Below are 26,657 nucleotides of genomic sequence, written 5' to 3' on the forward strand. Positions count from 1 at the left end.
CTCCTGCCACGCTTTTCAAAAATAATATCCAAGGATATAGTTTCTATATATACTCTAATTTTTTTCATGTCCCGGCTCAAACTTTAATCTACATCACAAGGGGCGCAACGCTATTGCGCTCCTTTCTTTTTGTCGCCTTGCTTGTTTTTCTGTATGGCATCAGCCCTAAAACTTTCTTGCTGAAGTATGCAAACATTGGAATAATTATGCAAACACAATGTTTGCGCATATCTTTCGTGTAACCATCTGACCTACAACACTTTGCAATACCCCTTGTTTTGCATTGCAAAAGTGCCTGTTTTGCTCGGTAAAAGTGCCTATATTGCAACGCAAAACAGCCGCTTTTGCGAAGCCATACCGCAGGTATTGATTTGCCACAGCATATTTTTCGCAAAACAACGCAACTTTATACAGAAAATCGTTCCGATGGGGTGGCGTTCCTGAAGCGGTTTTTTACGAATGGAATATTGGGTGAATGAGGGAAGAAAAATGGGAATTTAAAATGCGCAGAAATGCTTTTTTGTAAAACATCGAGTATATTTGCATTCATCATCGCAAGGGATATTATCGTTCAACGCAATGATTTAAAAGAACGAAACAACCCTAAGCCGCACGTTATCAGCCTGCAACGTGGACACCTTAAACCGCCTTGCACGCTGAAAAAATACCATCTAAACACTACTTTTCAACTTCGCTAATCGTGCAAAAAATGTGCTTCTACCGCAAAAACGCACAATGAAATGCCACAAAAACGCACATTGAAACACCACAAAAACGCACAACGAAATGCCACAAAAACGCACAATTGGGATACTGAAAGGTAACGAACGAAGGGTGGAAGCGTAGAAAAAACAATAAAAAAATAAGACAAATTATTTGGAGTTTAAAAGTAAATATGCTATTTTTGCGAATGTTTCATACATTAACTTAATAGAAAGCATTTCTTAATTAACCTACTTTACGCCCACATCTCCGACACGGCGTAACTCCGAAGAGGGAGTTTCAACAGGGAGAAACTGATAACATGAAACCAAATCTACTTAAGAACACGGGCGCAACTATGGTTGCATTGTTCATCGCTATGCTCGCTCTAACAACTTCAGCTCACGCTCAAGGCACAGCAAGAATTATTCTCGAAGCGCACAACGTATGGGGCGACGGCAGCGGATACCAGCTGTTGCTCGATGCCGACCACAACCTTTACGGCGAAAGAATACCTTGTGGCGGACCGCTTTGGAAGGACGCTAATCCGCCAGCTGACCTCTATAACGGCTTCGAATATAAGATTCCAGCTAACGCTGACCCCTCTACTACTCCGAAATACATGGTGGTTGATGGTGAAGACTACGTGGATATTCCTGCTGGTATATACGATTTCTGCATCACAGCACCGCAGGCTAACTCGAAAATATGGATTGCGGGAGATGGCGATGCGCCCACAAGGGACAACGATTACAAGTTCGAAGCGGGCAAAACATACCGCTTTACAATGTATAGAAGTACGGAAGATGAGAACGACGCAGCCAAGCTTTCGATTACTGGAAGTGGCGAGATTACAACCTATAAACTATGGATTGGTGGCACACAGGTTACTTCTGATAACTGCAACGACTTGCCTCATACCGACGGAAACATTAGCTACGACCCTGCCACAAGGGTGCTAACGCTCGACAACGCAACTATCAACGCAACTGGAGAGAATGATGGTATATGGTCGAAAACTGATGGTCTGACAATTATTATTGTCGGAAATAGCACCATAAACGCTACGGGTGGCGCGGCTATCAAGGTGGAAGAATCGCACTGCACAATGGGTAGCGGCGACAAACTGAACCTTTCGGGAAAGAAATATGCACTGAATGTTACGGCTAAAGCAAACCTATTCCTTAGTAATTGTACCATCGATTGCGATGGTTCGTTCGGCAACGACATCAACGATGCAACGGTTTCTATCAACAATTCGAACATTACGGCTAAGGGAAAGGGCACCGAAAGTGTGCGCGGAATAGAGAAATTAACGCTCGAAGGTTGTGCTGTTACCAAACCTGCAGGGGCTACTTACGACCCAACATTGTGTGGTGTAGCGCTTAACGGAAAACTTGTTGCCGACCAGGTAAGTATCTCTACCATTGCTGCTTACGACCTTGAGGTGGCTGGAACAAAGGTTACGGCAATGAACTGCAACGACCTTTCGAAGATTGAAGGCTTGAAAGGTAGTGCCCATTACGACCCAACGACAAAGGTTCTGACGCTGAACAACGCTACCATAGACACGGAAAGCGAAAACGCTATCCTCTCTAACATCGACAATTTAACCGTGAAATGTATCGGCACCAATACGCTAAAGGCACAGAAAGCAGCCATTAGTTTGAAGAGTTCGCTAACCATTAATGGCGGCGGAATACTGAATGTGGAAAGCGAGAAAGATTGTGCCATCTACGTAAACAATGCCAACCTTGTTGTGGAGGACTGCACCTTGAACGCTAAGAGCAAGCTCTACGGCATTTCGGGCAACAACGGTGAGAGCGAAAATCTGACCATCAGAAACGCTAACGTAACTGCTGAAGGTACGGAAAGAGGTTCTATTGTGGACTTCGCATCGCTCTTTATGGAAGGTTGTAGCATAACGCAACCCACTGGAGCGAAGTTCGATAAGGCGAAGCATTGCGTGGTATTGAACGGCGAAAAGGTGAAAACAAAGGTGGTAATAGCGAAGAATGCCAATGCCATCGACACGCCATCTGCCGACGAGGCAACGGCGACAACAATTTATAACCTTAACGGTATGCGTCTGTCTGCCGAACTAAAACAGCTTCCAAAGGGCGTTTATATCGTGAATGGCAAGAAGGTTGTGAAGCCATAAAGGCACTGGGCAGAACATATTCGCACCCCTGTACTGACTTATCGGACCGACTTTGATGTATAAATACAATAATAGGAGCGTGGGAGAACTACGCTCCTATCATTGTATATGGATTAAAAACATGGTGAAAGAACGGCGAATCCACTTAGTATAATCGTTACAACCGAATTGTATTTAGATTAAAAACATCGTACAAAAACAGCAGGAACAAAAGGGTGAGGCAACTCCATCGGCTGCCCTACCCTATACTTTTGCAAGACCAAAGTATGAACGAGGCGGCACAAAAAAGGTCTCACCATTGTTACGATGAGACCATATTGAGTTAATAATAAAGTTATGCGACAAGGGTTTTTCTTAATTTATACATCGGCATTGTCGTTCGTTAGGTTTACCGATTCGAAGTGGATACGAGTTGGAATGCTCGCATCTTGATCCTTTAAGCGTGCCAATTTGGCTTAATCTCCGAAAGCAGTATTGAACTATGCAGCCGTTAATGCAACGGGAAGAGTAATGAAACTCCACAGATTTTGGGTCATTTTGCGCTTCAATAGCAGCGTATAAGCAGGGGCAGGGTTAAGTCCTTGCTTTGTAACATAGGCGAGCGAGGTTTGCATTTCGTCCAAAACCATGTCGTTATCGCCGCAGTATTCGTGGTGTTTTGGTATCGTTTTTGAATGTTAAACATTGGCAAACTACACTTTAGGGAGAAAATAATGTAATTAAACTGTGGGTGTTTAAATTATTTATTGTGCCTCGCATATACTCGAGAACACCTAATGTTTGAGCAGTATAGAATGTATTTAATAAACACATAGAGCAGTTTCCGTTGTTAGTTGTAATAATTATCGCAAGGCTTTTTAAGTTATTTAATCTATACAAAAGGCTGTTTTATTAACACTTTTCTAAGATCGAGACAAAGGTATATAATAATTTTTAGATACACATATTTATATTGTAACAATTATAAAACATTAGGAAATAACGCCAAAAATAAGATTTTTGTTTCCAAAAAAGAACATTTTAACACCACAAAACCGATATATTGACCACTTTTTTCAACTTCTTTTGCAAAATAATATCCACTTTGTTAAGTCATGGTAACGGCTTCTGTATATTACTGTTACCATTTGTTGAGAATTTATAAATAATACGTTCATATTGCCATCTAAGTTGCAGTTATTATAAAAACTATTTATCTTTGTCCCATAACTCTGCAAGACTCAAAACAGAATTAAATCCATTTTAACTACTATTTATGCCTAAGCAGAGTTCGAAACAAAGATATATGCTATTCAATTCACGTTAACTTAACTTTTAAAAATGAACAAAAAATTTTACATTCACCCCGATTGTAAGACCTATCGGTGTATGAAAGAAGTTGCATTACTTGCAGATTCTACTGATATTGGCAAGGGCGATCCAGGGCACGGAGGCGAGGATAACGCAGCCAAACCAGGCGTCTGGGAGTTCGACAGTAACGAAGAAACCAATTAAAAAAAACCAAAACACTATGAAAAAGAGAAACAAAACACTACAAGCTACCTGTGTAGCGTTGTCGTTGTTGGGCCTTTTTGCTTGCAGCGACAAAGACGAATTGAACGACGGAAACGCTGAAAAACAAAGCTATACCTACGAAATTGAGCTGACAGCTAACAATAATGGCAACGACGAAGGCAGCAGTTCGGCAAAGGATATGACACGAACGCTTGAACCAGATGAGAACAACGACATCGTTTCTAACTGGGCTGTAGGCGATAAAGTCTTTGTTTACAACCTCTCGGATAACGATAGGAGCACTGAACTTTCCTATAGTTTAATGACTGCTAAGTCGGCTAATGGAAAGATAGCAACCTTTAAGGGCGTTATAACCAGCCGTCAAAAGATGAACACTACCGACAAACTTGCGTTCTTCTACCCTGCCGATGCCCTTGAAGAACCACGTACAGTGGAACAAGTTGACCCTACTATTCATTCAGAAACTGCGGGTATTGGTGCTAATGCAAATACGATAAAGTACCACGTTTCCCCGAAAAACAATACCATTAAGAGTACTGTTTCGCTGAACATGACGAAGCAAGACGGTTTGCTAAAGACCATCGATAAGAAGTTCGATTACAACTGGGGAGTTACTTCTCCAGAGCTTATTACCGTGAGCGGCAACCAAAGTCGCTTGCTCAAAGCCAGTGTTTCGCTGCAACGTAAGGTGTCTTTCTGGGGCTTAAGGTTTAAGAAATCGGACGGAACCTTTATCTCCGACATCGATAGTGTAAAGGTTTACGGCTTGCGTTCGTACGATGTGCTGAGCTTGAAAGATGGTTCTTTCGTTGGAACAGATGACGAAAAGGAACACTATATCAACATAACCATCAAGGATAAGGCTGCCATTGCTGCTCAAGGTGGCTTTGTATGGTTGGCATTCTTGGCCGAAAACCAGTCTACCAACTTCACCGTTACGGTTTATACGCCACAGGGTGCCTTCTCGAAATCGGCTTCTAAGTTGTTCAAATCAAACTTCGATTACCGCACGAATGTTACTGTTAACAACATCGTACCGAAGCCATTTGTAGAAGTAAACGGCGTGAAATGGGCGACGGGCAACTTCATTCACTACGTAAAAAACGGCAAAGAGTACTGGGGAATAGCCCCTGCGCAATGGTGGATTAGTAGCTATGGCGAAAATCCTGGTCCAGAACACAAGGCCAACGGTAAGGAAATTAAGCATAACGGCTTGGGTTCTCAATACTGGTACGTAGACGACCATACAGGAAGATTCGCACAAACGGCTAACGATTTAGACCTTTTCCAATGGGGAGTCATCAAAGATGCGCTGAAGTTTAACGGTGTTTACTACCTCTTAGGCATTAGTTCGTACGACTTGGCAGGTAAGTATTATAATGGAAGAGGAAATGCTTTGATAAACCCAACCCCTATTACCGACAGAAATGCGGCTACGCATGGCGACATCGTTAAGTACTGGACGGAAGACGGAAAGCACACTTATCATTACCAATATCCGTCTGATGCCAACTTCGAATCGTTGTTCAGGGCCAGCACTATCATTCCTGCGTACTGCTATACCGATAAGGGTAACAAGATTTACGGGGCTTACTTTAGCGATACGAGGTATGCGGGAATGAGTCCGAAGCCTAAGTTCCCTACTGGCAGAAAGCTATGGAAGTATCAAGATGTAACGGGTTTGGTGGTGGCTAATCAGGGTTTATTCCTCCCTATTGCGGGCCGACGACCTATTAGTAGTGCCTTTGTTGAGTTCCGACATACGGCAGAAGACAGCGGTTTCTACGGACAATACTACACGGCACAAAGCACATCATACTCTATTCCGCATGGTGTCTTCTTCGGAGCTGCCTTCAAAATGAACATCGCAGTGCCTTCTAAGGACCAAGGAAGTTCTATCCGCCCTGTCTATGTGGGTACCGATGACGAGTCGAAACCTGTTGATGCAGCCAACTTTGAGCCTTTCCACAACATCATAACGCCATTGGAAAGGAAGTACTAAGCGGCTGAAACTACCCTCCAGCGTAACGCCCTGCTAACCTAATCGGGGCTGGGCGAAACGCTCGAAACATAAAGAAAGTGCAGAAAGATGCGTAGAAAAACCATCGGTCTGCACTTTTTCTATGCTCAAAAATAGAGGCGAACTATCCTCGCCCATGCCTTACTTATCCTGCCATACTCTCCTGCTCGTTTCACCATTTTTGTCGTCTTACACACATGAAAAACCTTGACAGAAAAACCATACCGATTGTTTTGTATTCTAAAAGCGCCTATATTGCAACGCAAAACAGCCGCTTTTACCGCGCAAAACAGGTCCTTTTGCAACGCAATATAGGCACTTTTGCAAAACAAGGGTGTAGGCATTGATTATCAAATAGTTAGAAAACAGCAACCGAAAGAATATTTGTAAAGAAATTGCAGGTACCTTTTCGCATGGCTCTCCCTATCGTGAAACGCCGTTATGTTGGCGTTCCAGTACGCTCAATCGGGTGCGAATGTTGGGAGGCTGTATTATTTTTGCAGATGCTTTCAGTCAGCGAAGCAAGGCAAAGGTACAAAAAGAGGAGTACAAACCAATTGCACTCCTCGTGTCGTAAGTTAGAGTCTGAAAACCTAAACAATGAAAAAAAATGTCTTACAATATATGCCATTCAAGCTTAGTAAAGCGCAATCGCTGCGCCCTTACAAAGCAATTACATTTTCACTTGCTTCTTTCCATTCACGATATACACACCTTTTGGCAGGTCTTCGAACTTGCCTGAAACGCGCATACCATCAATGGTGTATATGTTTTGTACGCCGTTCGCCTTCTCTGCGTTAGTTGCAGAGATGCCCGTTGGGTCGTATTTAATTTCTACTAAGTCGGTTATTACCTTGCCACCAGCGTTTGCGAGTGCATAGAACTTACCGTATCCGTCGTTAAACTCCTTCCATTGAGTACCCTTTGGAGTAACTACCGAGCAGCCAGAGAAGGTTGGTATCTTCTCCATATACGAGATACTACCTGCAAATGGGAACTTAGCGTCGCCTCCAGCCTTTACTTTTACGTTGCAACGATCGAACACCCACTCTCCATAACTAAGGCCATTGACACCTGCATTGCCCTCGATGGTACACTGAACCACCTTCACAATGCCGTGATTTTGTAGCACTTGGCGACCTGGTTTGTCCTTTGCTTCAACAGAACCTTGTAGGTTCAAGGTTGCGCCATTGCCTGAAATAGTAAGCATACATGCGTCGTTGTTGTAGATAGCGTTGTTCAATTTCGATGAAATGCTGTTGGTTCCAACGAGCTTAATGGTTACGCCGTCCATGAAATTCTGTATGCCATAGTATATATCTGTGGTAATAGTAGCGTTCTCAAGCGTCAGTATTCTGGTCTGAGGGTCGAACTGTACGTTGCCTTCCACGCCTTCAAGAGACGAGAGTTTCTTGCAATTATCAAGCGTAACCTTCTTTCCTGCCACCCATAACTGGTACATTGTAGGGTCGATAACGATTTCTTCTTTCACCAACGAGCCATTTTTTGCCATACCCATGAGCTTGCTATCGTATGCAGCACCCTGTGGTTGAAGTAGCTTACAGCCAATAAGCGAAACGCCTTTGAGGTTCGCCATCGAAGCCATTTCCTTACCTTCGGCTCTTACGGTAGCATATTTTATGGTGAGTCTTTCGTCGTGTTTGCCGTCTTTACCCACGATTCCGTGGTTTCCTCCCTTAGCGATGACGGTACAAGCATCTACTATCAAGCTGGCAGCATTGGCAAAAATAGCGTCGCCATTGGCGTTTTCAACGTTCAATGTTCCGCTTCCTGTCATAATCATACGCTCTGTAAGTTGGATAGTAGAGGTGTTATTAGAACTCAATTGGTTCTTTCCTAACACGTGAATCTTCAATCCGTCTATCTTAGAATAGATAGCATCGGCACTTCCTCCGTTAATTTTTGCGTTCTTTAATATCAGCATGTTGTTTTCAGGTTCGTACTTCACAGTGCCTTCAACACCCGATATTACGGTAAGGTCTTTGCAGTTGCTCGATGTAACTTGAGTACCTGCAATTGTCAAATCATACTTTGTTTGAGCTTTAGCTTGCTGTGCACAACCGAACATAGCAACCATAATAGATGCCAACATTACTACAACTGCGCATCTGCGGCTACGTAGTAGATTGTTTTTCATAACTAAATTGTGTGCCTACCCTATTGGAACTCTTGCGGAGCAACGCCGTTTCGGAGGCTTGGGCGTTAGGTTATTTTATTCGTTATTCTCTATTTTATGACTGTCTCAGATGTACTTGCGCCTCGCGCAATAACCGTAGTAAAGGTATATTTTTCTTATATTTACCCTATTTATGTGGCAAATTTAATAAAAGACTATGATACTTCCTAATATTTTCCCAATATTTTTCATATTTTATTATTACAGCTATTATGTTCACATTTAGTAAGAATTGCTACCTCTTTTTGTGCTTCCTACTTTCGATTTGTCGGACTTTGGGGGTGGAATGGGGGTGAAATTCTGACGAAGAAGGGGCGAAAACGCTGCATTTTAGGGCATCGAAGGCTACAAAAGGACAATGCGATGACGGTATGCTTTTTTACCTTTTAGATGATATTTTGCACCTTATTATAATAGGTGGGGATTGATTTTGCACGATGTGGCGATAATTTTTATTGTGTAAATTTATACATTTTATAACGTGTATCTACACCTATTACAATAAGAGAGGGGCAAAAAAGGAAGAGAGGCAGATGGGTGTCGCAACACGAAAAGAACAAAAACCTGTAGCCACCTTGCCGCTTCTGCAAAAGAAAAGAAACTAAAATAGGTAGCCAGTGTGCCGCTTCTGCAACAGAAAAGAAACAAGAAAGGAGCGCAAAATATGCGCTCCCTATTTGTAGATTATAGTTTTATAAAACCTAAACAATGAAAAAAAATATCCTAAAAACATGAATTACTAAAGCTCGAATACGTGCAATCGCTGCACCTTCATGGAGTTTATTTATGGTTTACCACCTTCTTTCCGTTCACGATATACAAACCTTTGGGCAGCTGATTAGGCTCGCCAGCAAGGCGTACACCGCCAATGGTGTATGTGTTTTTAACCGTTGTAGCTGTCGAAACAGCTGGATTGGCAATACCAGCAGGGTCGGTTGTAATGGTAACCCAGTCGGTAATAGGTTTCTCGGCTGCATCAACGAGCGTATAGTTGGTACCGTATTCGTCAGAAAATTCCTTCCAATGAGTTCCCGATTGTGCCACAAGTACACAACCCGTAAGCTCTGGCACCTTCGCCAGATAGGCGATACTGCCTGCGAAACGATACTTTTCGTCGCCTTCTGCCTTGGCGCGTACATTGCAACGGTCGAACTTCCACTCGCCAAAACTAAGGGCATTGATGCCTGCGCTGGCCTCGATGGTGCATTGACTGATGCTTGCCGTGCCATGATTTTGGAATGCCTGACGACCTGCTTTGTCCTCCGATGCAGTGGCACCCTGCAGGTTTAGTCGGGCATTAGGGCCAACAACGCTGATCAAACAGTCGTCGTTGTTATATATAGCATTATTCAGTTGGGCTGTAATTGTATTTGTTCCAGTAAGTTTTATGGTTAGATTGTTCATGAAATTGAGTATGCCGTAGTGCTTATTTGTGCTGATTGAGGCATTGTCTAACGTTAATGTGCGGGTCTTAGGGTCGTAGTTTACCTTGCCTTCTACGCCTGGAATGGCGGTGAGGTCGGCGCAATTGTCGAGCGTTACAATCTTTCCTGCTATCCAAAGTTGGAACACTGTGGGGTCGATAGTTATCATGTCTTTCACCAGTGTACCATCTTTTGCGACGCCATGTAGTTCGTCGCTGAATTCAACACCCTGTGGTTGTGTGATTTTACAGCCCATAAGTGTAAGGTATTTGAAGCACCCTATCGATGCATCTTTCCCTCCTTCGGCTGTTACTGTGGCATATTTAATGGTAAGTTTTTCGTCGTTTCGTCCGTCCTCTCCTACTATTCCGTAGTTGGTTCCTCGTGCGTTTACGGTACAAGCGTCTATGGTTAGGTTAGTGCAATTGGCGTAAATGGCGTCGCCATTGGTGCATACCACGTCTAAAGTGCCGCTGCCTTCGATGGTCATAGGCTCGATAAACTGTATGGTTGAGATGTAATCGGACCGCATTTCGTTCTTTCCTGCAACGCGCAAGGTTAGTCCTTCGAGTTTAGAATAAATGGCATTGGCACCTTTTCCGTCTATTTTTGCATTCTTCAAGAATAGTGTTTTCGTGTTCGCATCATACCTAACGGTTCCTTCCACACCCGAAATTGCAGTGAGATCGTTACAGTTTTCCGACGTAACCCACGTTCCGGCGATGGCGAAATCGTACTTTGTCTGTGCTGTTGTCTGTTGTGTTAGGCCGAAAAATGCGATGAACAAGGCTGCGAAAGTAGCGATGGCGGCCTGTCTGCGTCCATACTGTAGATAGTTTTTCATACCTTATGGTGTGCCCACCCAGTTGAAACTCTCTTGGAGCTACGCCGTTTCGGTGGCTCGGGCGTTAGGTTAATAAAAGTATTTTTTCATTATCATACATCTTTATACGATGCCTGTACGCTTTTAGTGTTTGTTGTTTTATTCTGCTTTTTTCTTTTACTTATTAGGTTAATATTGCAAATTTAAAGAAAAATAATTATACTTCCTAATATTTACACAATAATTTTCATAATTTCTTTCTGGTGTTATTAAAATATATTCATGTAGTTTGTGTATTTTCATTCAACTTGTGTTGCTTTTCGTATAGAACGGAAATAGCCCATTGGCAGTATTGAAACACGCACCGAAAGGTGCCATGTTCTTGCTGCCAATGGGCTATGTGGTTGGTTTAAAATATCGCTTTGCCGCTTAGTTTTTGCGGAACTTAGCGATGTTTAGTATAGGTGCGCCGTCCTCTTTTTCGAACTTTTCGACGGAAATAGAGAAACTTGTAGGTGTTATTTTTTGGAACCAAAGGAGGTAAGCACTGCTCTCATTGAAGGCAGTTGAAGTCCAATAGTGTCCAAACTCGCCTGGGTTTATCCACACACGCATATGCGGTTGGGTTTCAGGTTTACCATAAGAGCCTGCCGCTGGTAGGAAGATGTAGTTGGCTTTCTGCGTCTTTGTGGGTCTGCCCGACTTATTAACGCTGTTCAATTTAAGGTCTTCGGTGGCGGTAGTGCCTAAGCGATAGTCGGCTGTTACGTTGCTTCTGCTTGTAAAACTCTGCTTTAAATCAGCTTCCGACTTGCCCAAAGCTGTTGCAATGGTCTTAAGATTCTTCACCCAAATGCCTCCGTTGTAAAGGTGTCCCTTCATGATATACATCATATCATCGTCCCACATGGGTTCTCCTTTATATACTAACCAGAGGGCTTCGTTCACGTTTAAGGCTGTCGAAGCGCTTCGTGTGGCTACGTTGGCGGTTGCGCCAGAGGCTGCTGCCACTGCTGTTCCGTCGAGTTTGCTGTACCAACGTGGGTCGGTATCGCTTTTTGCGAAGCCCGAAGTCTTTGTTGCGTCTACCTTAGACCTGGGTTGTTGTGCTTCATTTCCCTTCCAATAGTACTGTCCTTCGGCTGCGTCCCACATGTAAAAGGCGTTCATATCGTAGACATCTAACGAGAAATTCTTCGCTATTTTGCGGTTCTGACCCGGCTTTAGCGTTACTTTTCCGCTGAAAGTTTGCTTGTAATAGCCATAACCTTGCGTCATTGGGTCGATTAAAGCATATTCTATTGTAAAGTTGGTGTACTCTCCTGGAGGCAACACAATGATGATTCCGTTCTTCGAAACATTCTCTTGCGATGGGATTTGAACGGTTGCGTTGCTACTTAGAGCAGCCATTGAGAGGTCGGAACGGTCGGACATTTCGTTCTGATAGAACCACGCTACCGTTCTATTATCGGCTGTTGGAGCTGGTCGTGAGCTTAGGTTTACGCCGTTATTGTCGAATGAAAACTTACCACTAAGGGCCTGGTCGGCTGTTACATATACGGCACGTACGCCCACATTGATGTCGAGATTAAGGTCTGAATATGGGTTCAACACCAAGTAAGAAGCCTTGTGTTCGAGTGTAAAGTTATAGCGTCCGCCTGCCTTTGTGGCTATTGCAATACCGCAATCGCCGTATTCGCCCAAACGACTGGCATTGTTGGGTTCGTCTTGAATTTGCTTATTGGCAAACGTAACCTCGTTAGGCGAAGTGCTATTACCCGTGTATCGAATGTTGTATTGTGCTGCATTGAGTGCTCCGTTCAGGTAAAATCTGGCCTTATTGGTAGGGTTTCCCACTACCGTCTTACTTGTTTTTTCGTAGTTGCCAGCCGTTTTTTCCACCCAAACGCCATCGGTTCCAGTCCAATAAAACACGTTTGCGCCCTTCACCGAAGCCGATGCGCCAGGCTGATAAGAGGCTCCTGTACGTGTTAAAACGTCGTCGTCGATAATGAAAGGTGCCCCTTTAGACTGAGCAATGGCGGCAGATGTTGCTGCATCGTCGCCTGCAGCAAACTCAGTAAGTCCTGTTAAATCATCGTTATCTACTGTGTTCTTCTCTTCGTTTACTATCTCGGAAGAACATGCTGTAAAGCATGCTACTGTGAATAAAGATAAGAAAAGCTGTCCTGTTATTTTGTTCATATCTTTCATTTTGAATTGTTTTGTTATTAAGTTAGGTTTAGGCACGATTCTGATCTTCATCGTCTTCGTTCCAATTGTCGTCGTCATCGTCTTCGGCTATACCTGCGCCTCCATCTAAACTGTAACGCAACAGCATTCCTTCAACGTCGATCTTAATTTGTTCACACATAGGCGCAACATACTCCTCTCTATGCGAAGAGAGCAGCGTTTGCACCGTTTTTACGGTTTTCATCATAATAAATTTGTCTTTAAAACTATAATTTGTAAATTAGTCATGCATTTGGTTCTACCACAATACTCGTAGGTTTGTAAGACGAAAGTCTTATTTGCGATTTTTCACAATGTGGCGTATAAATGTCAATACAAAGTTAATATTTCTTTAAAAGAAACGCAAACTTTTCGCATTTAATTTGAAAATATTACACAAAGATGCCGCTTTCTTGATTTAAAAACATTTTGTTTCCATCGCCAAATACACCTTATAATATAATAGCAGAGGCATTCGTGAAAGTCATTTTTTTGTCGATTGTTTCGCAAGGGGTGCGATTCGTGAGAATATTTACAATGTGTCGGCAATTGTAAGGTTATTTTCTTGTAGAGCGTTAAAATTGCTTTCGCATCGCACGAGCGCAAACGTTTGCACTCAAAAATATGCAAAAAAGAAGGTAATTGTGTAGGTACTTTCAGATATCCTGCGTACCTTTGCATCAGACAAAGGCCGAGATAGGTTGTAAAGTCTAAAGGTAAACAGATTTTTCATGATAATTATTAACAGGTAATTTAATCAAATAGAGACTTAAAAATCAAATGAAATATTTTGAATACTTCATGTAAATAGTTTTTCATAGGTATAAATTCAGATTATATTTTTGGTTCTATGGGTCCCATAAGCTGTGAAGCTTGTGGGCCTTTTTTATTTATATAGGTTAGTGCTTTCGACTATCCTGCCCCACCATCGCCGCAAGGGGACAATTCGGTTCGAGGAGGAAAAGAGGTCGGAAGCGCAAGGAGGAAAACACAAAAACGGAAAGACGAACAGCTGACAACAGCAAAATGAAAACACGCTATCGGATAGACGATGAGAAAAAAGCGAGAAGAGGAAAACACGAAAACGGCAGACTGGAATTGCAACTTCAGACTGATGAAAACACAAAAAAGGAAGACTGAAAACACGAAAAAAACACCCTTATTTTCTGAAAAAATCACGCTCGTGTAACACGCTAAGTATCAACGCGTTGCAATACCCATTGTTTTGCGTTGTAAAAGTGCCTGTTTTGCACGGTAAAAGAGCCTATATTGCAACGCAAAACAGGCGCTTTTGCAAAACGAAAGAATTTAGAGTGGTTTTAGAGGGGCATATTTAGCGCAGGTAAAAGTGCAAAAAGGGTGTGTTCGACTGTGCGGTTCGGGGGGTTAGGATAACTGATGCGTGTGTGTTTCGCTTAGTGTTTTTTAACTACCCATATTTGGTTATACCACGTTAAATTAGTTTCTTTGTGGACACATTATTATATTAGCAAGATGTTGAAGGAGAACAAACGATACGGGTTATCATTTTTTTCGTAGACACACAACTAAGCTATAATTTTTTAAAATAGATATAACTTTATGAAAAAAACTTTATTCGCGGCTATCGCTGCATGTTGCATCGCAACGACATCGTTCGCTCAAGAGAATTGGGTTATGAAGGTTCATACCAACTCGGGAGAGATTAAGGAATTCCAATGCAAAGACGTTAAAGAAGTAACTTTCGATAAACCAGGTAGCAACACATACTATGCTGATGTGGCTGCAACCAACACTTACAACATCTACTACGGCTCTGTAGCTGAAGACCTTGCTGCATATACAATACATTTAAGCGACGGCAACCTTACAACTGGTGGCCTTCCAACTGAAATAAACAAGCACGTTCTTCGCTTAACAATACTCTCTCACCCATCACAAAACTCGTATAGTGCGGTTATTCCTGATGGTAATTACAAGCTGATTGATAACACCGACGAACTGGGTGTGTACTACAAGCAGAGTGTTTACATCGAAACGAACAAGATGAACAGCAGTGGTAAGCCAGACGGATTCCTTGATTCGCTCAACGTTTGCAACCTTAACGTGCAGAAAAGAGCCGATGGCACATACAAATTGGTAGTGGAAGGCGAACTGAAAGCACACGGAAAGGTACGCTTTACATACGATGGTAAGTTGCAATTCGTAAACAAAGACCCTGAATCGAAATATCAACCAATTACGGATAACGTTACTTTCGTTCCTAAGAAAATGAGCGGTAGATATGTAAAAGCTACAGACACATACTGCGACTATGCCCTTACTTTCCTTAATGCAGAGGTAGACGGCGAAGGATTTATCGTTGGAGCAGGCGAATATCTAAACCTTGTGTTGCTCACAAAGTTCAATATTCCAATGGATATCAACACCATTACAGGTACATACGACATTGTAATGCCTGTTAACGGAGCTGTTTATAAAGAGGGATTGTTCGTGGGTGGTACCATGTTTAAGCGTGGTCAGATGACTTATCCTGTGGGTTCTTACTACAAAGAATTCGACGGACAGGGCGACGAAAAATTTGGTTTGTTCAGCGCTGGTACTGTAACGGCTACTAACAACAATGGTTCTATCCACTTCGTTGGTAACTGGACAACACCTGAAGGTAAGACTGTTAAGATGGATTACACCGCTAACGTGAGCGACATTGTAGACCAATCGCAACAGCAGGACGCTAAACCACAAGCACAGTTCAATAGCCCTGCTGCTAACTTTAACAACGCTTCGTTGAACCAACGCGTAAATATTAATGACATTCAGAACGCAGGCAACAAAATCGTTATGATTAAACGATAAGCCCGCCAACCTTCTACTGCCGCACCAACATGGTTTCTATGCTTTGCTGGAAGGCAGGGGAAATAAAAACAAAAAATGCTAAAGTCAATCGACTTTAGCATTTTTTTTGTGGCTGGTAAGGTTGGTGAGGACAAGCAAACACCCACTGAATGTGATTGATAATGGGCTTCTATCGTATAAAACGAAACGCAAATATTTTCTGATGTAGGCATTTACGAGACATACAAGAGCCATTTCGGCATTGAATACAAACTTACTCCACTACTCCACCCTACGCTGATTAAAGTTGATAAAAAGAGGTATTACAAAGAAACTATACGATATAAACGAAACGCAACACCTTCTGATATCGGGTAATAATCAACGACAAGCATTCTCTCGACGTGCATACAACAACGGAAACACAACACTTCTGCTTATCTATATAGTACAAAAAAAAGATTTCTCACTGCCATATAGCAATGAGAAATCCTTATAATCGATTCGGATTTAATATATCCGTGTATCATCAAATAGCAATAACTGCCTTATTCTATTCCAATTTTAAAGGTTCTGAACCAATCTACTCATACAGCCTTGGCCTGGTGCAGAGCCATCGTTAGTATTATGAGAACCGTCTTTCAACAAAGCATGTATGATGCCTTTATTTTTGTATGATGAGGTAAAATAGTTACCATGATTTCCCCACTGAACAAGTGTGGCGTTACCAGGGGACCTGTAAGCCGTTAGCGGAATGAAGACAGCGCCGCTGTTTTTAATCTTTTCGTATGTCGTTGGATTATTATTTGCATTACCACTTCCGAACGTTGGGTTTGCTTTAGTAAAGGCTTTTTTAGCATCTTCAAGCGTCATGTTGTCTGGAAAGATAAGGTAACCGCGCAACTCTGCGGGGTTTGTACCTCGTGATCCATTTCCGTCCTCATCGATAAAACATCTTGCCCATTTCAAAACCTTAGTCCCACCATCTATCCAAATACGATTGTTCGACTTGCTTGTATTCTGTGGTATGAGGTAACCCCATTCGTCTGATGTTAGCACACGTGTCTTTCTATTACCCACAAGCAACTTATTACCGAAATCGTACTGCGTGTCTACGCCCGTACCCCAACTTAACTTAGAGGTATATGGAAGCAACGTTGGGTTGTCGATTGTTCCCCATGATGGAGTGTCAAAATAACGATACGTCTCGGGAGAAATATATTTTTGACCACCTACAGTAACCGTTGCATAAGTGTAACTACCACCTCCTGAAACATTTTTAGGCATTGCTAATTTCCACTGTTCAGGTGCTAATCTGTAATAACCAGCGTGTGTTGTGAGCTTACCTTTGAGCTTGATAGGTTCTAAAAAAGTCTTTCTAATAAAGGCATTAGGCTCCAACGTGTTTGACTTCATCTTAGAAGTATATGTGCTAACAGGCATTACATACTGCATATTGCCATTGGTGATGGCTACTTTCTGATGGTCGCTAACTGAGAAAACAGCTTTACTACCTTTATAATAAACGAATGAATTTTCTTCAGCATAGTTGTGCGCTTGTGGCACAGTAGTTATAACACTGGAATAAGAACCTGCATAATAAGCATCGAAAGCTGGTGCAACAGCTCCTGGCACAAACACTATATAGAAGTCTGTAGCACCATTAGGGAAGAAAATATTGGCATCTGGATCTACTTCTAAACCTGCTTCAGAAGTTCCAACAGCCTCTCCGGTGTTCAAATCTACACTTGCAGCGTCGTAAACACCTGCACCGCGTAATCCTATTTTGGTAATTGCAGTTCCGTCAGCAGTACTCATTGCGAAATGCGCAATGGCGAAAGAGTTCTTCAATGTGATAGCTCCTTCAATATCAGCCTTTGAATTTTCAACGACAATCTTACCCATTCCAGAGAGTACACAGTGTTTCTTCAAATCTGCTAACTTGCCACTTTGGCTTGAAAGGTCGATTTCAATTTTACCTGTTTGGGCTTCTGTGGCAGTGATAGTTCCTTTACCTACGTAATAGAAACGATAGGTATTTCCACTTGTTACATTATCTTTTGGGATATTACCAGTAAACTCTCCTCGTGCCTTACCTGCTGACGACGGCTTCAATTTAAGCTCGGTAACAACCTTACTACCAGAAGGATTGGTCGTTATAACTTGTATCTTATCGTTTGCTTCCCACTTCCATGGACTGGTTTTACCTGCCTCTTCCGACAACAGAGCTCTTGTTGTTGTAGTGTCTTCACCTGTTCCTGCAATTACAGTGATAGGTATTGTCTCTACTGCTGGGGCACTTTCTTGTTCTGGAAGATCGGTAAGTTCAGAAGAACAAGACGTTGTTAACATTGATGTTGCCAAGCATATTGCTGACAAAAAGAATATCTTTTTCATTATTGTTTTCATTAATAAGCTCAATTAATTAAGTGTTATAAACTTCATCTAAATAATTTCTTTCTTCAATAGATGCCCTCAAAGATTGAGAGAGCAATGTGTTTTTGTGTATTATCGGTATAATGTCCTTAACGTAAACTGATAACAACAACGTTATCTGTTAATCTTGTTCAGAGTACCAAGGGTCATTGGGATCATTACCAACATCTTTGTTGTCGACACTACCTCTAACACTTCCAGCCATCAAAGACTGGTTCTCTAAATAGAAAGTCTTACTTACGGGCTTTACATAAGCCTGTTTCTTTTCACTTAAAATAGTTTTCATTGTCATTAAATATTTTTGTTATCTTGATTCAAAATTATTTAGGAAAATCCTGAAACTCGTGATTCTCATTACTAATGTTATGCAAATATAACATAATAAAATGGGCCTATCGAATTCTTGAAAAATATTTAACAACAATTATTTAATATCATGATATAAATCAATCTTTTGAGCTTAAAAGCTTAAAATAGACTTTGAATGGCGGCTAAAAAATAGTTCTGTCATGGTGGGTGGCACATTCTCTAATTGCCACAGCACCACGACAGAACTCTTACAATAGTTTTATTTTCTGGAGCAACTTGCTCTTTGCTTTTGCAATATCGCCCGAAATTTCGCCCGTACTGCCGTTTTCGCGAAGACCATAGCGAACGTTTGTGAGGTCTTGAAGCACTACAATCATGACTGCTATTACCTCGTCGGCGGTTTCGTTGGCAATATTTTGGCTGACAAATTCCACGATTTTGTCTTTCGTTTCCTTGTGTCTGAAGTATATTTGGCGCAGGGCTGAAACGGTAAATGCCCGCAGCTGGGTGTTGGTTTCCAGTGTATAATGAGCCGTAAGTAGGTCGATGGCTTCGTTATCGCCCAGCCAGCCGCATGCAATAATGGCTTTAAAACGCACCTCTTCGTCCTCTTCGGTAAGGAACGGAGCCACGATGGGCAGGTATTGGCGGTTGTACGACAAGCCGATAAGGTGGATAACGTTCGACCTTTTCAGCTTGTCGGTTTCTGTTTTCAGCTTTTCCGCTAAGTAAAGCAGTCCTTCTTGTCCTCTTTTTAGGAAGCCATTGCCCAATATTCGTTTCAGAGTTGCATTATCGGTGTCGTTGAAAAAGGTGTAATGACGCTCGATTCCAGAGGGCGAAACATCTTCCAACAAAAGTTTCAAGAACTCGTTGTGCATCGTAAAACTATCTGTTTCGGAAGCCTTTTGGTATGCCGTTAAAACATTATCGCTGTTCATTTTCAAAGTAATATTTGTTTAAACTCTCTCCTATCTCAGTTGGAGATATAGGTAGTTTAGGGCTTTTAGACGTTCTAAAAGCCCTTTTGTGTATAGAATTCTAATTCGTCCTAACGCCTCAATAAGCCTTAGAACGCCCTGCAATTAAAGTAAACTATCGCCGTAGATGGCTTCTTTGATGTTCTTCTCGTGGTCGAAAACGAAGCGAGCAACGATTGAACTGAGCAGCGCTGTAGATGGCATCTTTATGCTATTTGCCGACTTCAATCGGTCGAGAACGCTCTTTAAGTCTGAATCGATATACACGGTTGCGAGCTTAGAATCGCGCAACTTGTACTCTTTAGCAAGGTCGAGGAACATCTGCCAGCTATCTTCTGTGTCGCCTTGGGCCAACGTGTACTCGCGCGCAAGCTCTTTTCCTTCGGCTTTGGGCAACTTCTTTGCTGCGGGAGCCGAACGGTCTTTCTCGTCAGAAACAGCTGTTGGCTTGGTGTGCAGCGTGGGTTCGGTGCGCACGGGTTCAGCAACTGGGGCTGGCGCAGGGGCTACTTCTTCGGCTGGTTCGGGCTCGGCTGGAGCACTTATCAATGGTTTCTCTATGCCTTGAACCTTGTTTACTAAGCCAGAAATGCCTCCCGGCATGATTACTCTCGTCTTTTTCTTTACCATAATAATTATGTGTTGTTGTTATTTTCGTTTTGTTTAAGCGGACTATTGCTGCCCTACCCTATTCGTTCGCTTGCCTTTTTCGGATTCCGCTCGCCGTTCTATCTGACTGACTTACGGCTGATACCAACGGGCGAAAACGAACGAACAAGGACGTTTTACTTCATGCGACGTATCATAAACTCGAAGGCGCCTTTCACTGCTTCGCGCTGTGTAGCAAGGAGTTCAAAGGTGTTGATGCGCTTCAACGTGGCACGACTGTTCACCATTGGCGTTACTTTGCCTATCTGAGAGAAGATGTCGTTGGTGTCGCTCCACATGCGTTGCTCTTCCGATGTTCCTATTCTTGGATCGATACGGTTAGGCACAAAGAATATCTGAGCGTGCATTTCGGGGTTCACTTCCTTTAAAGCGTTCACCACTTGCACAAAGACTCCCGTTGAATCTAAGGTCTTATCTTCGTATTCGTAGGGGCAAACGATGTAGTCGGCATTGGTGAAAAGTGGTACAAGACCGTCTTCGCTGACGTTACCTGGTGAGTCGAATAGAACGTAACCTTCTACTTGTGAGGCTGAATCCATAAGCTGTTGCATTAGCTCTGGTTCGCTTACGTCGAAGCTTTGCACTACGTATGGCTCTTCGCCTTCGTATATCTGAACATCTTTCTGACGCTGCATTAGAATGGTTTTCTGCAAGTCGGTGTCGATAATACACACGGGCTTGCCCTTCCAACTGAGATAGTTGGCAAACAGCATACATAGTGTGCTCTTCCCTACTCCACCTTTCTGATTGGCAAATACTACCTTAATATTTTTCATTACTTCTTACTTTTATGTTATTTATTGTTTTGTTTTGAATTCTTATGTAAGTCGTTTGTTCCTTACAACAAAGTCCTTAAGTACTTTATTTCTCGCTTGTCTTTCTTCTCGCTGCATAGCCATCGCAACTTAAGATTGCTCTAAATTTTGCTCGATTGCATCGCCTTTGTACTTCAAAGTACGGCTGAGCATGACGAAAATACAGCAGATGGCGATGAGCGTAATGGCGCCTGAAACGAATAAAACGCCGTCGGGCAGACCAGCAAATACTAAAAATATCAATGTCAAAATTAGTGCTGTTGCTACACAAAGTACCACGCTTACACGATTGAGATAGCGCCCTAATACCCTGCCACTATGCAACTTAATCCACGTAAATACAATGGTTATGAGCAACATAAATAGAAGATATACAATCGTTACTGCCCAATCAAGGACTACGGGAAACTGTTCGGTGCCGTAATAGAATAGCGACAACTTACCGAAAACGATGTAGGTGATGCCTAAAATAATGGCTGCTGTCAGCAAATTCACTCGTGTGGCTACTCCTTTGATGTCTCCTACCCTTTTCAAACCATTGCGCGCAATGACCAGCAAAACCACCATTGACGTGTAAAGAAGTGATTCGCATACTATAGAAATGGTGTCGGAAACTTGTACACTGCCTTCTGTGAGCTTACCTCCGCTCTGATTGAACACGGCAAGAAATAGGCCCAGTGTGCAAAAAACAAATACAAACTCCAACACGGTGAGCAGCTGTCGCTCGACAGGGCGGAGGTTGAAGTGGTTGATTACTGATTGTTTCATATTTTTATATATTTACTTTTAAAAATCTATTTATACTTAAACAAACTGCCAAAACTATTTTTTTACATTTTTAATAGAATGCTTTCGATGTACAGCTGGCTCAAAATTGATTTGCTTATGGTGCGTTATTATGTTTTTATATATTTACGTTTAAATCTTGAAATATAGTAAACCGTTGTGAAGTATTCACTTGTTTACGTTTTTATATATTTACATTTTAAAGTCTATTTATATTTAATCACGCTGTAAAGTCGTTATTTTCAATATTCTATATATTTATATTTAAACTTTTATTTCTATCTTTTTATCTACATTTAAACGTATTTCAGCAAACTTATATTTATGCTTTCAATATCGTTTAGTATCATTTTGAATATTCTTTCAAAGAGGTTTGGTAGGATTGTAGTTACGTTTTGTAACGCTTGTTGTAGACTCAAAACAGATAAATGAACCTTGTTTTCTGTAAATATTTTTGGCATATTATATTCCATTTCAAGCCATATTTTAGAACGTTTGTACCTCTTAATAAGTCTCTTCCTTCTCCTCTATCGGCTTCATTGTGCGATTTCGAAGCAATAAAAGTGCAATTCCTATCGCAGTTTGGAAAATTAGTATCATCGTGTTATAGGTACTCAAAGTTTGCAACGTGAGTCCTCCCACATTATTATATAAGTAGAGATACAGCTCGCCAGAAAGGAAAGAAAGCACCGGTAGCACTGCTAAAGCAATGCCATATTGGCGAATTCGACCACCAAAACAGCGCGCCAAACCAATACCTAAACACAAATTACTTAAGCTAATCACTATATTAATGTAGAAAGGGAGCGCAACTTGGAATCTCAGAAACGTACCGTCTACACCTGGAACGGCATCGGTATCTATCATTTCGGCAGGTACTAACCCAACAAGCAAGCCTAAAACTGTCAGCACCATAACTACTATCTGCGCCAATTGTAACCAAAAACGATTTAATTTATACAGAGCATGACGAAGCTGTTCCATCGTTAATAGCGAACAAACGATAAAGGCAAAAGAAACCAAACCATATAATTCGGTCTTAAAATCACCAGCTATATTTGTTGCAAGTATATCGTATGAATCGCCATCTACATTGTTTCCCAATGATTCGGATAGCATAATCAATAAAAAAACAATGCCCATACCAACCGACCAGCCCAAGATAGAGATGCGACGCTTTGTTATTTCGAATATATTTATCTTCATATTTTTATATATTTATAGTTTTACTTTTTTATGTTTGTACTTTTATACATTATCGTTTCTTTATGTTTCTACTTATATAAACTTTTGTTTAATTACGCATTCATATATCTTTTTAATTACATTATATTATATAAAGGTATTTAATGGAATATGTTTAATTCAATTATAAGCGTAGAATTAAAAACTTAAATCTATTTTTATATATTTAAACAAATGAACAATAATATATTAAAGCAATTATTCAAAGAACGCGTAATTGGTTATTATAAGTGAGCAAATAGTATGCAAATAAAAGCGTTTATATTTTTATATATTTACTTTATATATTATATTTCAACGTTTTACAAAGCTATTGATGCTTGTACGCGCATCGCGCTGCACTTGAAAACCGATTGCATAAGATTTCAAAGATATATTTATATAAAAATATAATCTTCAAAATTCACATACAAATACAAATATACTACAAAACATTTAAATAGCAAAACGTTTATACTTTTTTATAAACTAACACACAAAAATAGAAATCTTACTTTATATCTTTATAGGTTTGTATTTTTGTTTTTATATATTTATATCTTTCAACGAATAAGTATTAGAGATTAATATATTTTTACCGAAAACCTTATTTCTATCTTTTTGTTTCTTTGTTTTTATATATTTATATTACTTTACTTTTATCTTTATATTGAAAAAGAAGATGTGTTTCATAATCATATAATATGGATTATTTAGCATTGGCATGAGAATTTTAAGACGAAAAGATGAAAATAGATAATTAGGAAAGAAGAAAATACAATGGAAATAGAGTTAATTTTTCAATCATAAAATAGAGAAATGAAAAGAAACAAAACGTCAATCGAAGTCAAAAAAATAAACTTCGACAAAAAGAAGAAGATGATTCTGCAAAATAAAATGAACTCAAAAAGGTTGTGCAGAAGGTCCTGCACTTTTTGTGAAATGTGTGCGCAATATTACTGCATGTATACAGCAGCATTATTGCAATTACAAAACAATAATTTGGCAGGACAGAAGTAACAAACGAAAAATAATTGAACGAATACAGAAAAAAATCTCATAGAAATGGAAAAAGGGTAGGGGAGAGAGGAAAATATTAAATCGTTCTGCTTCCTTATATATAGATGCGAAAGTGTAAAACACAGATTTTTATATTATATTCTTGCGTATTATTATTCGTAATGTATATAATTTTATTCATTTTTTTTATTTTGCAAGTATATACATATAGTTTGAATTATGCTGTATAATAATTCTGAATGAAAAATTAAAGATGTTATTTCAGAATTGGAAAAATATCTCGAAATTTTATCATATAGTAGATTTGATAAGATAAAAAAATAAGTACTTCTACATTTGTAAAATGAAAACGAAATGGGAAAGATGTCAAAACAATCAATTATAAAATAAGAATAGAAAAGCGGTAATAGTTATTACAACAAACCAATATTGAGAAATGAAAACCTGCTGGGAAAGTTTTGAAATCTTAAATATAATGATTTGGAGAGGGTGGGGAGCAGTTATTTAAAAACGAAAATGAAAGGGTAAGTATATAAAGATTAGAAAAATACGGTTTAAAGTAGAAAAAAATAGACATTAGAAAATATGTTTTTAGTTAACCAAAATAAAGATTAAAAACTGAAAACTCAAATATCTGAGCGACAAATATGGAGGAAATTTTGATGCAAAAAAGTTTGGGTAGTTTGACAACAAAATAGAGAAAAAAATATAAGAAAGTTTAGATTGTAAAACAAAAAAGAAATGTCAAATTAGTGAAATTGTCGGTATGGAAATAAAATAGATTAGTCATTTCTTCGGAATAAGATAGATTTCGTGCGACAAAAAGGGAATAAGAATAGGGTGAAACCTATGTGCGACAAATGGGGAATATACGTTTTAGGTGTGTAAAAGACATCGTAACTCATTGATATACATAAAGGATAAGCGGTGTATTAAAGGCGAACGGCGACAAAAAAGTGAAAAGTTTTGTGAATACTTTAACCTTTTCTGTAGTCCAAAGCGTTATTTATCTGTATTTAAACAGGTTAAATTAAGTGCGATAACGTACGATTCTGCATTATTTGTTCCTAATATGTCGCGCTTAAAAGCATGGTTTTAGAGCATTAGAAGGGTGGTTTTGGAAGACAAAAGTAGTTTTTTAGACGAGTGAGAGCATATAAGTGAGCGACAAATTAGTAAGATTGGAAGAAACGGTTGCGTTTGTATGGTGCGACAAAAAGGGAAGAATACCTTTTTAATATAAGTGCGACAAATGGGGAGAGAAAACTGAACGGTGTTGGAAAGGTATTTAAAAGGGTGGAGATGGGTGGGAGAAATGGGTGCAAAGATAGAAATTTTGAGCGTGAAAGGGAAATGAGTGTGTGCAGATAAATAGAGAAAATAGTCAATGTATCAGTGGGTTAAGAGAGGAAAAACAGGGCGTAAGAAGCGAATAAGAACGCAAGAGTGGGAATACCCCAACATTAGACTTAAAACGCTTTAAAAGGCAGAAAACGCAATAAATAGGCGCATTAAAAAAGATGAATTAGACCCGGAAATACTTGCAACCAATCTTAGTTGAAACTTCATTGTTGCTTGTATTCAGTGAATTTTGAACTGTTGGAGAACACGAAAGTAAGAGGTTTTAAGGGCAAAAAACTGCAAGATGGGCGTTAAGATTGAGGGTTTTAAACTTAAAACACCGACAAACAGGCTGTTTGCAGAGGGGAAGCAGCATGCAAATAAGAAGCTAACAGCTAAATAAACAGGCACGGAAAGAATAAGTGCAGAAACTGGGCAGTTTAATGTTTGTATATCCTTGAAAAGACGAAACAATTAGTATGAAGTCGTAGTTTGTTCCCATTCTGTCGCTAACAATAGTTTTTTAAGGTTCTAAAGTATATTCCCTTTGTGTCGCGTGATGGCTTTATAGTTTTATATCTTACATGTTTTCAAAGTGTTATAACATTATAAATGTAAAGGTGAAAAGGCAGTTTAGTGCATCATAATACATATCTGAAGGGGTGGGGGAGGGGCAATTTATAAACGAAAAGAGCGATTTAAGAGGGTAAAACTGTTCTTCTTTGGCGTCAAAAAAGTGAAAAATTCCCTTTATGTCGCACCAATTCTCCCTTTATGTCGTGCTATATTGCCTCACACTTACATATTTGTCGCAGGAAGATTACATATATGTCGCAGCGCATTTCCATATTTGTCGCAGCTAACTTACTAATGTGTCGTCGTGTGAAAGCGGGGGAAATTGAGTGTCAGATAGTTAGCGGTTCCTATATAATCTATATATAATGATAGAGAAAATGATACTCTAAGTGAAGCGATAAAGTTCTTGTTTTAATGTAAGAGATATTTCGTTATTGCGCAATGATGATTTTAACTAAGCGTCATTGCGACCCTCCCTTTTTGTCGCAGATAGGGTTTTGCAGTGTATTGGAGGTGGGGTCGGTTGGCGATGATTGTTGGGTGAATAGGGGGACTAGGGAGAATAGGGGTACTAGGTGGGCGGTGAGAAGTGGGAAGAGGGGGCTTTTGGCGT

General features: G+C 40.5%; 16 protein-coding genes. 4 read left to right on the forward strand and 12 right to left on the reverse strand.

Going from position 1 to position 26,657, the window contains the following annotated elements:
- The first annotated feature begins 1,024 nt into the window (after positions 1 to 1,024).
- Positions 1,025 to 2,863: a DUF2436 domain-containing protein gene (locus tag HXN26_RS00555; protein ID WP_273158130.1), complete on the forward strand. Its 1,839-nt coding sequence runs from the start codon at positions 1,025 to 1,027 to the stop codon at positions 2,861 to 2,863.
- Positions 2,864 to 3,342: 479 nt separating this feature from the next.
- Here HXN26_RS00555 and HXN26_RS00560 read toward each other — a convergent pair whose 3' ends face one another.
- Positions 3,343 to 3,492: a hypothetical protein gene (locus HXN26_RS00560; RefSeq protein WP_273158132.1), complete on the reverse strand. Its 150-nt coding sequence runs from the start codon at positions 3,490 to 3,492 to the stop codon at positions 3,343 to 3,345.
- A gap of 691 nt (positions 3,493 to 4,183) precedes the next feature.
- On the opposite strand from HXN26_RS00560, the gene HXN26_RS00565 reads away from it, so the two are divergent.
- Positions 4,184 to 4,357, forward strand: a complete 174-nt coding sequence (locus HXN26_RS00565) for a hypothetical protein (RefSeq protein WP_273158134.1) — start codon at positions 4,184 to 4,186, stop codon at positions 4,355 to 4,357.
- A gap of 16 nt (positions 4,358 to 4,373) precedes the next feature.
- A complete protein-coding gene (locus HXN26_RS00570; protein ID WP_273158136.1) occupies positions 4,374 to 6,380 on the forward strand; it encodes a hypothetical protein in 2,007 nt (668 codons plus the stop codon).
- A gap of 691 nt (positions 6,381 to 7,071) precedes the next feature.
- On the opposite strand, the gene HXN26_RS00575 is transcribed toward HXN26_RS00570, so the two are convergent.
- From HXN26_RS00575 to HXN26_RS00590, 4 genes are all read right to left on the reverse strand, one after another.
- Positions 7,072 to 8,556, reverse strand: a complete 1,485-nt coding sequence (locus tag HXN26_RS00575) for a hypothetical protein (protein ID WP_273158137.1) — start codon at positions 8,554 to 8,556, stop codon at positions 7,072 to 7,074.
- Positions 8,557 to 9,375: 819 nt separating this feature from the next.
- Complete coding sequence (locus HXN26_RS00580; protein ID WP_273158138.1) at positions 9,376 to 10,863, reverse strand: hypothetical protein; 1,488 nt, start codon at positions 10,861 to 10,863, stop codon at positions 9,376 to 9,378.
- Positions 10,864 to 11,271: 408 nt separating this feature from the next.
- The gene (locus HXN26_RS00585) at positions 11,272 to 13,107 is read right to left on the reverse strand and encodes a hypothetical protein (protein ID WP_273158140.1); all 1,836 of its coding nucleotides are present in this window, start codon (positions 13,105 to 13,107) and stop codon (positions 11,272 to 11,274) included.
- On the reverse strand, positions 13,085 to 13,282 hold the full coding sequence (locus HXN26_RS00590) for a hypothetical protein (protein WP_273158141.1): 198 nt from the start codon (positions 13,280 to 13,282) through the stop codon (positions 13,085 to 13,087). Before HXN26_RS00590 ends, HXN26_RS00585 begins: the two co-directional genes overlap by 23 nt.
- A gap of 1,373 nt (positions 13,283 to 14,655) precedes the next feature.
- Here HXN26_RS00590 and HXN26_RS00595 point away from each other — a divergent pair.
- Positions 14,656 to 15,909, forward strand: a complete 1,254-nt coding sequence (locus HXN26_RS00595; RefSeq protein ID WP_273158142.1) for a hypothetical protein — start codon at positions 14,656 to 14,658, stop codon at positions 15,907 to 15,909.
- Positions 15,910 to 16,452: 543 nt separating this feature from the next.
- Here HXN26_RS00595 and HXN26_RS00600 read toward each other — a convergent pair.
- From HXN26_RS00600 to HXN26_RS00630, 7 genes are all read right to left on the reverse strand, one after another.
- A complete protein-coding gene (locus tag HXN26_RS00600) occupies positions 16,453 to 18,285 on the reverse strand; it encodes a hypothetical protein (RefSeq protein ID WP_273158143.1) in 1,833 nt (610 codons plus the stop codon).
- 160 nt (positions 18,286 to 18,445) lie between these two features.
- Positions 18,446 to 18,610: a hypothetical protein gene (locus HXN26_RS00605; protein ID WP_273158144.1), complete on the reverse strand. Its 165-nt coding sequence runs from the start codon at positions 18,608 to 18,610 to the stop codon at positions 18,446 to 18,448.
- A gap of 271 nt (positions 18,611 to 18,881) precedes the next feature.
- Entirely contained in the window at positions 18,882 to 19,574 is a 693-nt protein-coding gene (locus tag HXN26_RS00610) for a HEAT repeat domain-containing protein (protein ID WP_273158146.1), read from the reverse strand.
- 144 nt (positions 19,575 to 19,718) lie between these two features.
- A complete protein-coding gene (locus HXN26_RS00615) occupies positions 19,719 to 20,243 on the reverse strand; it encodes a hypothetical protein (protein WP_273158147.1) in 525 nt (174 codons plus the stop codon).
- A gap of 155 nt (positions 20,244 to 20,398) precedes the next feature.
- Complete coding sequence (locus HXN26_RS00620) at positions 20,399 to 21,058, reverse strand: ParA family protein (RefSeq protein ID WP_273158149.1); 660 nt, start codon at positions 21,056 to 21,058, stop codon at positions 20,399 to 20,401.
- Between the two features lie 129 nt (positions 21,059 to 21,187).
- The gene (locus HXN26_RS00625; RefSeq protein ID WP_273158151.1) at positions 21,188 to 21,865 is read right to left on the reverse strand and encodes a hypothetical protein; all 678 of its coding nucleotides are present in this window, start codon (positions 21,863 to 21,865) and stop codon (positions 21,188 to 21,190) included.
- A gap of 522 nt (positions 21,866 to 22,387) precedes the next feature.
- Positions 22,388 to 23,089 (reverse strand): hypothetical protein, encoded by a 702-nt coding sequence (locus HXN26_RS00630; RefSeq protein ID WP_273158152.1) that lies wholly within the window; start codon positions 23,087 to 23,089, stop codon positions 22,388 to 22,390.
- Between the last annotated feature and the right edge of the window lie 3,568 nt (positions 23,090 to 26,657).

It is taken from the genome of Prevotella aurantiaca (assembly GCF_015262605.1).
Lineage (GTDB): Bacteria > Bacteroidota > Bacteroidia > Bacteroidales > Bacteroidaceae > Prevotella > Prevotella aurantiaca.

Coding starts and splice junctions, on each gene's coding strand:
- HXN26_RS00555 (WP_273158130.1), top strand. CDS start 1,025: ATGAAACCAAATCTACTTAAGAACACGGGCGCAACTATGGTTGCATTG.
- HXN26_RS00560 (WP_273158132.1), bottom strand. CDS start 3,492: ATGGTTTTGGACGAAATGCAAACCTCGCTCGCCTATGTTACAAAGCAA.
- HXN26_RS00565 (WP_273158134.1), top strand. CDS start 4,184: ATGAACAAAAAATTTTACATTCACCCCGATTGTAAGACCTATCGGTGT.
- HXN26_RS00570 (WP_273158136.1), top strand. CDS start 4,374: ATGAAAAAGAGAAACAAAACACTACAAGCTACCTGTGTAGCGTTGTCG.
- HXN26_RS00575 (WP_273158137.1), bottom strand. CDS start 8,556: ATGAAAAACAATCTACTACGTAGCCGCAGATGCGCAGTTGTAGTAATG.
- HXN26_RS00580 (WP_273158138.1), bottom strand. CDS start 10,863: ATGAAAAACTATCTACAGTATGGACGCAGACAGGCCGCCATCGCTACT.
- HXN26_RS00585 (WP_273158140.1), bottom strand. CDS start 13,107: ATGAAGATCAGAATCGTGCCTAAACCTAACTTAATAACAAAACAATTC.
- HXN26_RS00590 (WP_273158141.1), bottom strand. CDS start 13,282: ATGATGAAAACCGTAAAAACGGTGCAAACGCTGCTCTCTTCGCATAGA.
- HXN26_RS00595 (WP_273158142.1), top strand. CDS start 14,656: ATGAAAAAAACTTTATTCGCGGCTATCGCTGCATGTTGCATCGCAACG.
- HXN26_RS00600 (WP_273158143.1), bottom strand. CDS start 18,285: ATGAAAAAGATATTCTTTTTGTCAGCAATATGCTTGGCAACATCAATG.
- HXN26_RS00605 (WP_273158144.1), bottom strand. CDS start 18,610: ATGAAAACTATTTTAAGTGAAAAGAAACAGGCTTATGTAAAGCCCGTA.
- HXN26_RS00610 (WP_273158146.1), bottom strand. CDS start 19,574: ATGAACAGCGATAATGTTTTAACGGCATACCAAAAGGCTTCCGAAACA.
- HXN26_RS00615 (WP_273158147.1), bottom strand. CDS start 20,243: ATGGTAAAGAAAAAGACGAGAGTAATCATGCCGGGAGGCATTTCTGGC.
- HXN26_RS00620 (WP_273158149.1), bottom strand. CDS start 21,058: ATGAAAAATATTAAGGTAGTATTTGCCAATCAGAAAGGTGGAGTAGGG.
- HXN26_RS00625 (WP_273158151.1), bottom strand. CDS start 21,865: ATGAAACAATCAGTAATCAACCACTTCAACCTCCGCCCTGTCGAGCGA.
- HXN26_RS00630 (WP_273158152.1), bottom strand. CDS start 23,089: ATGAAGATAAATATATTCGAAATAACAAAGCGTCGCATCTCTATCTTG.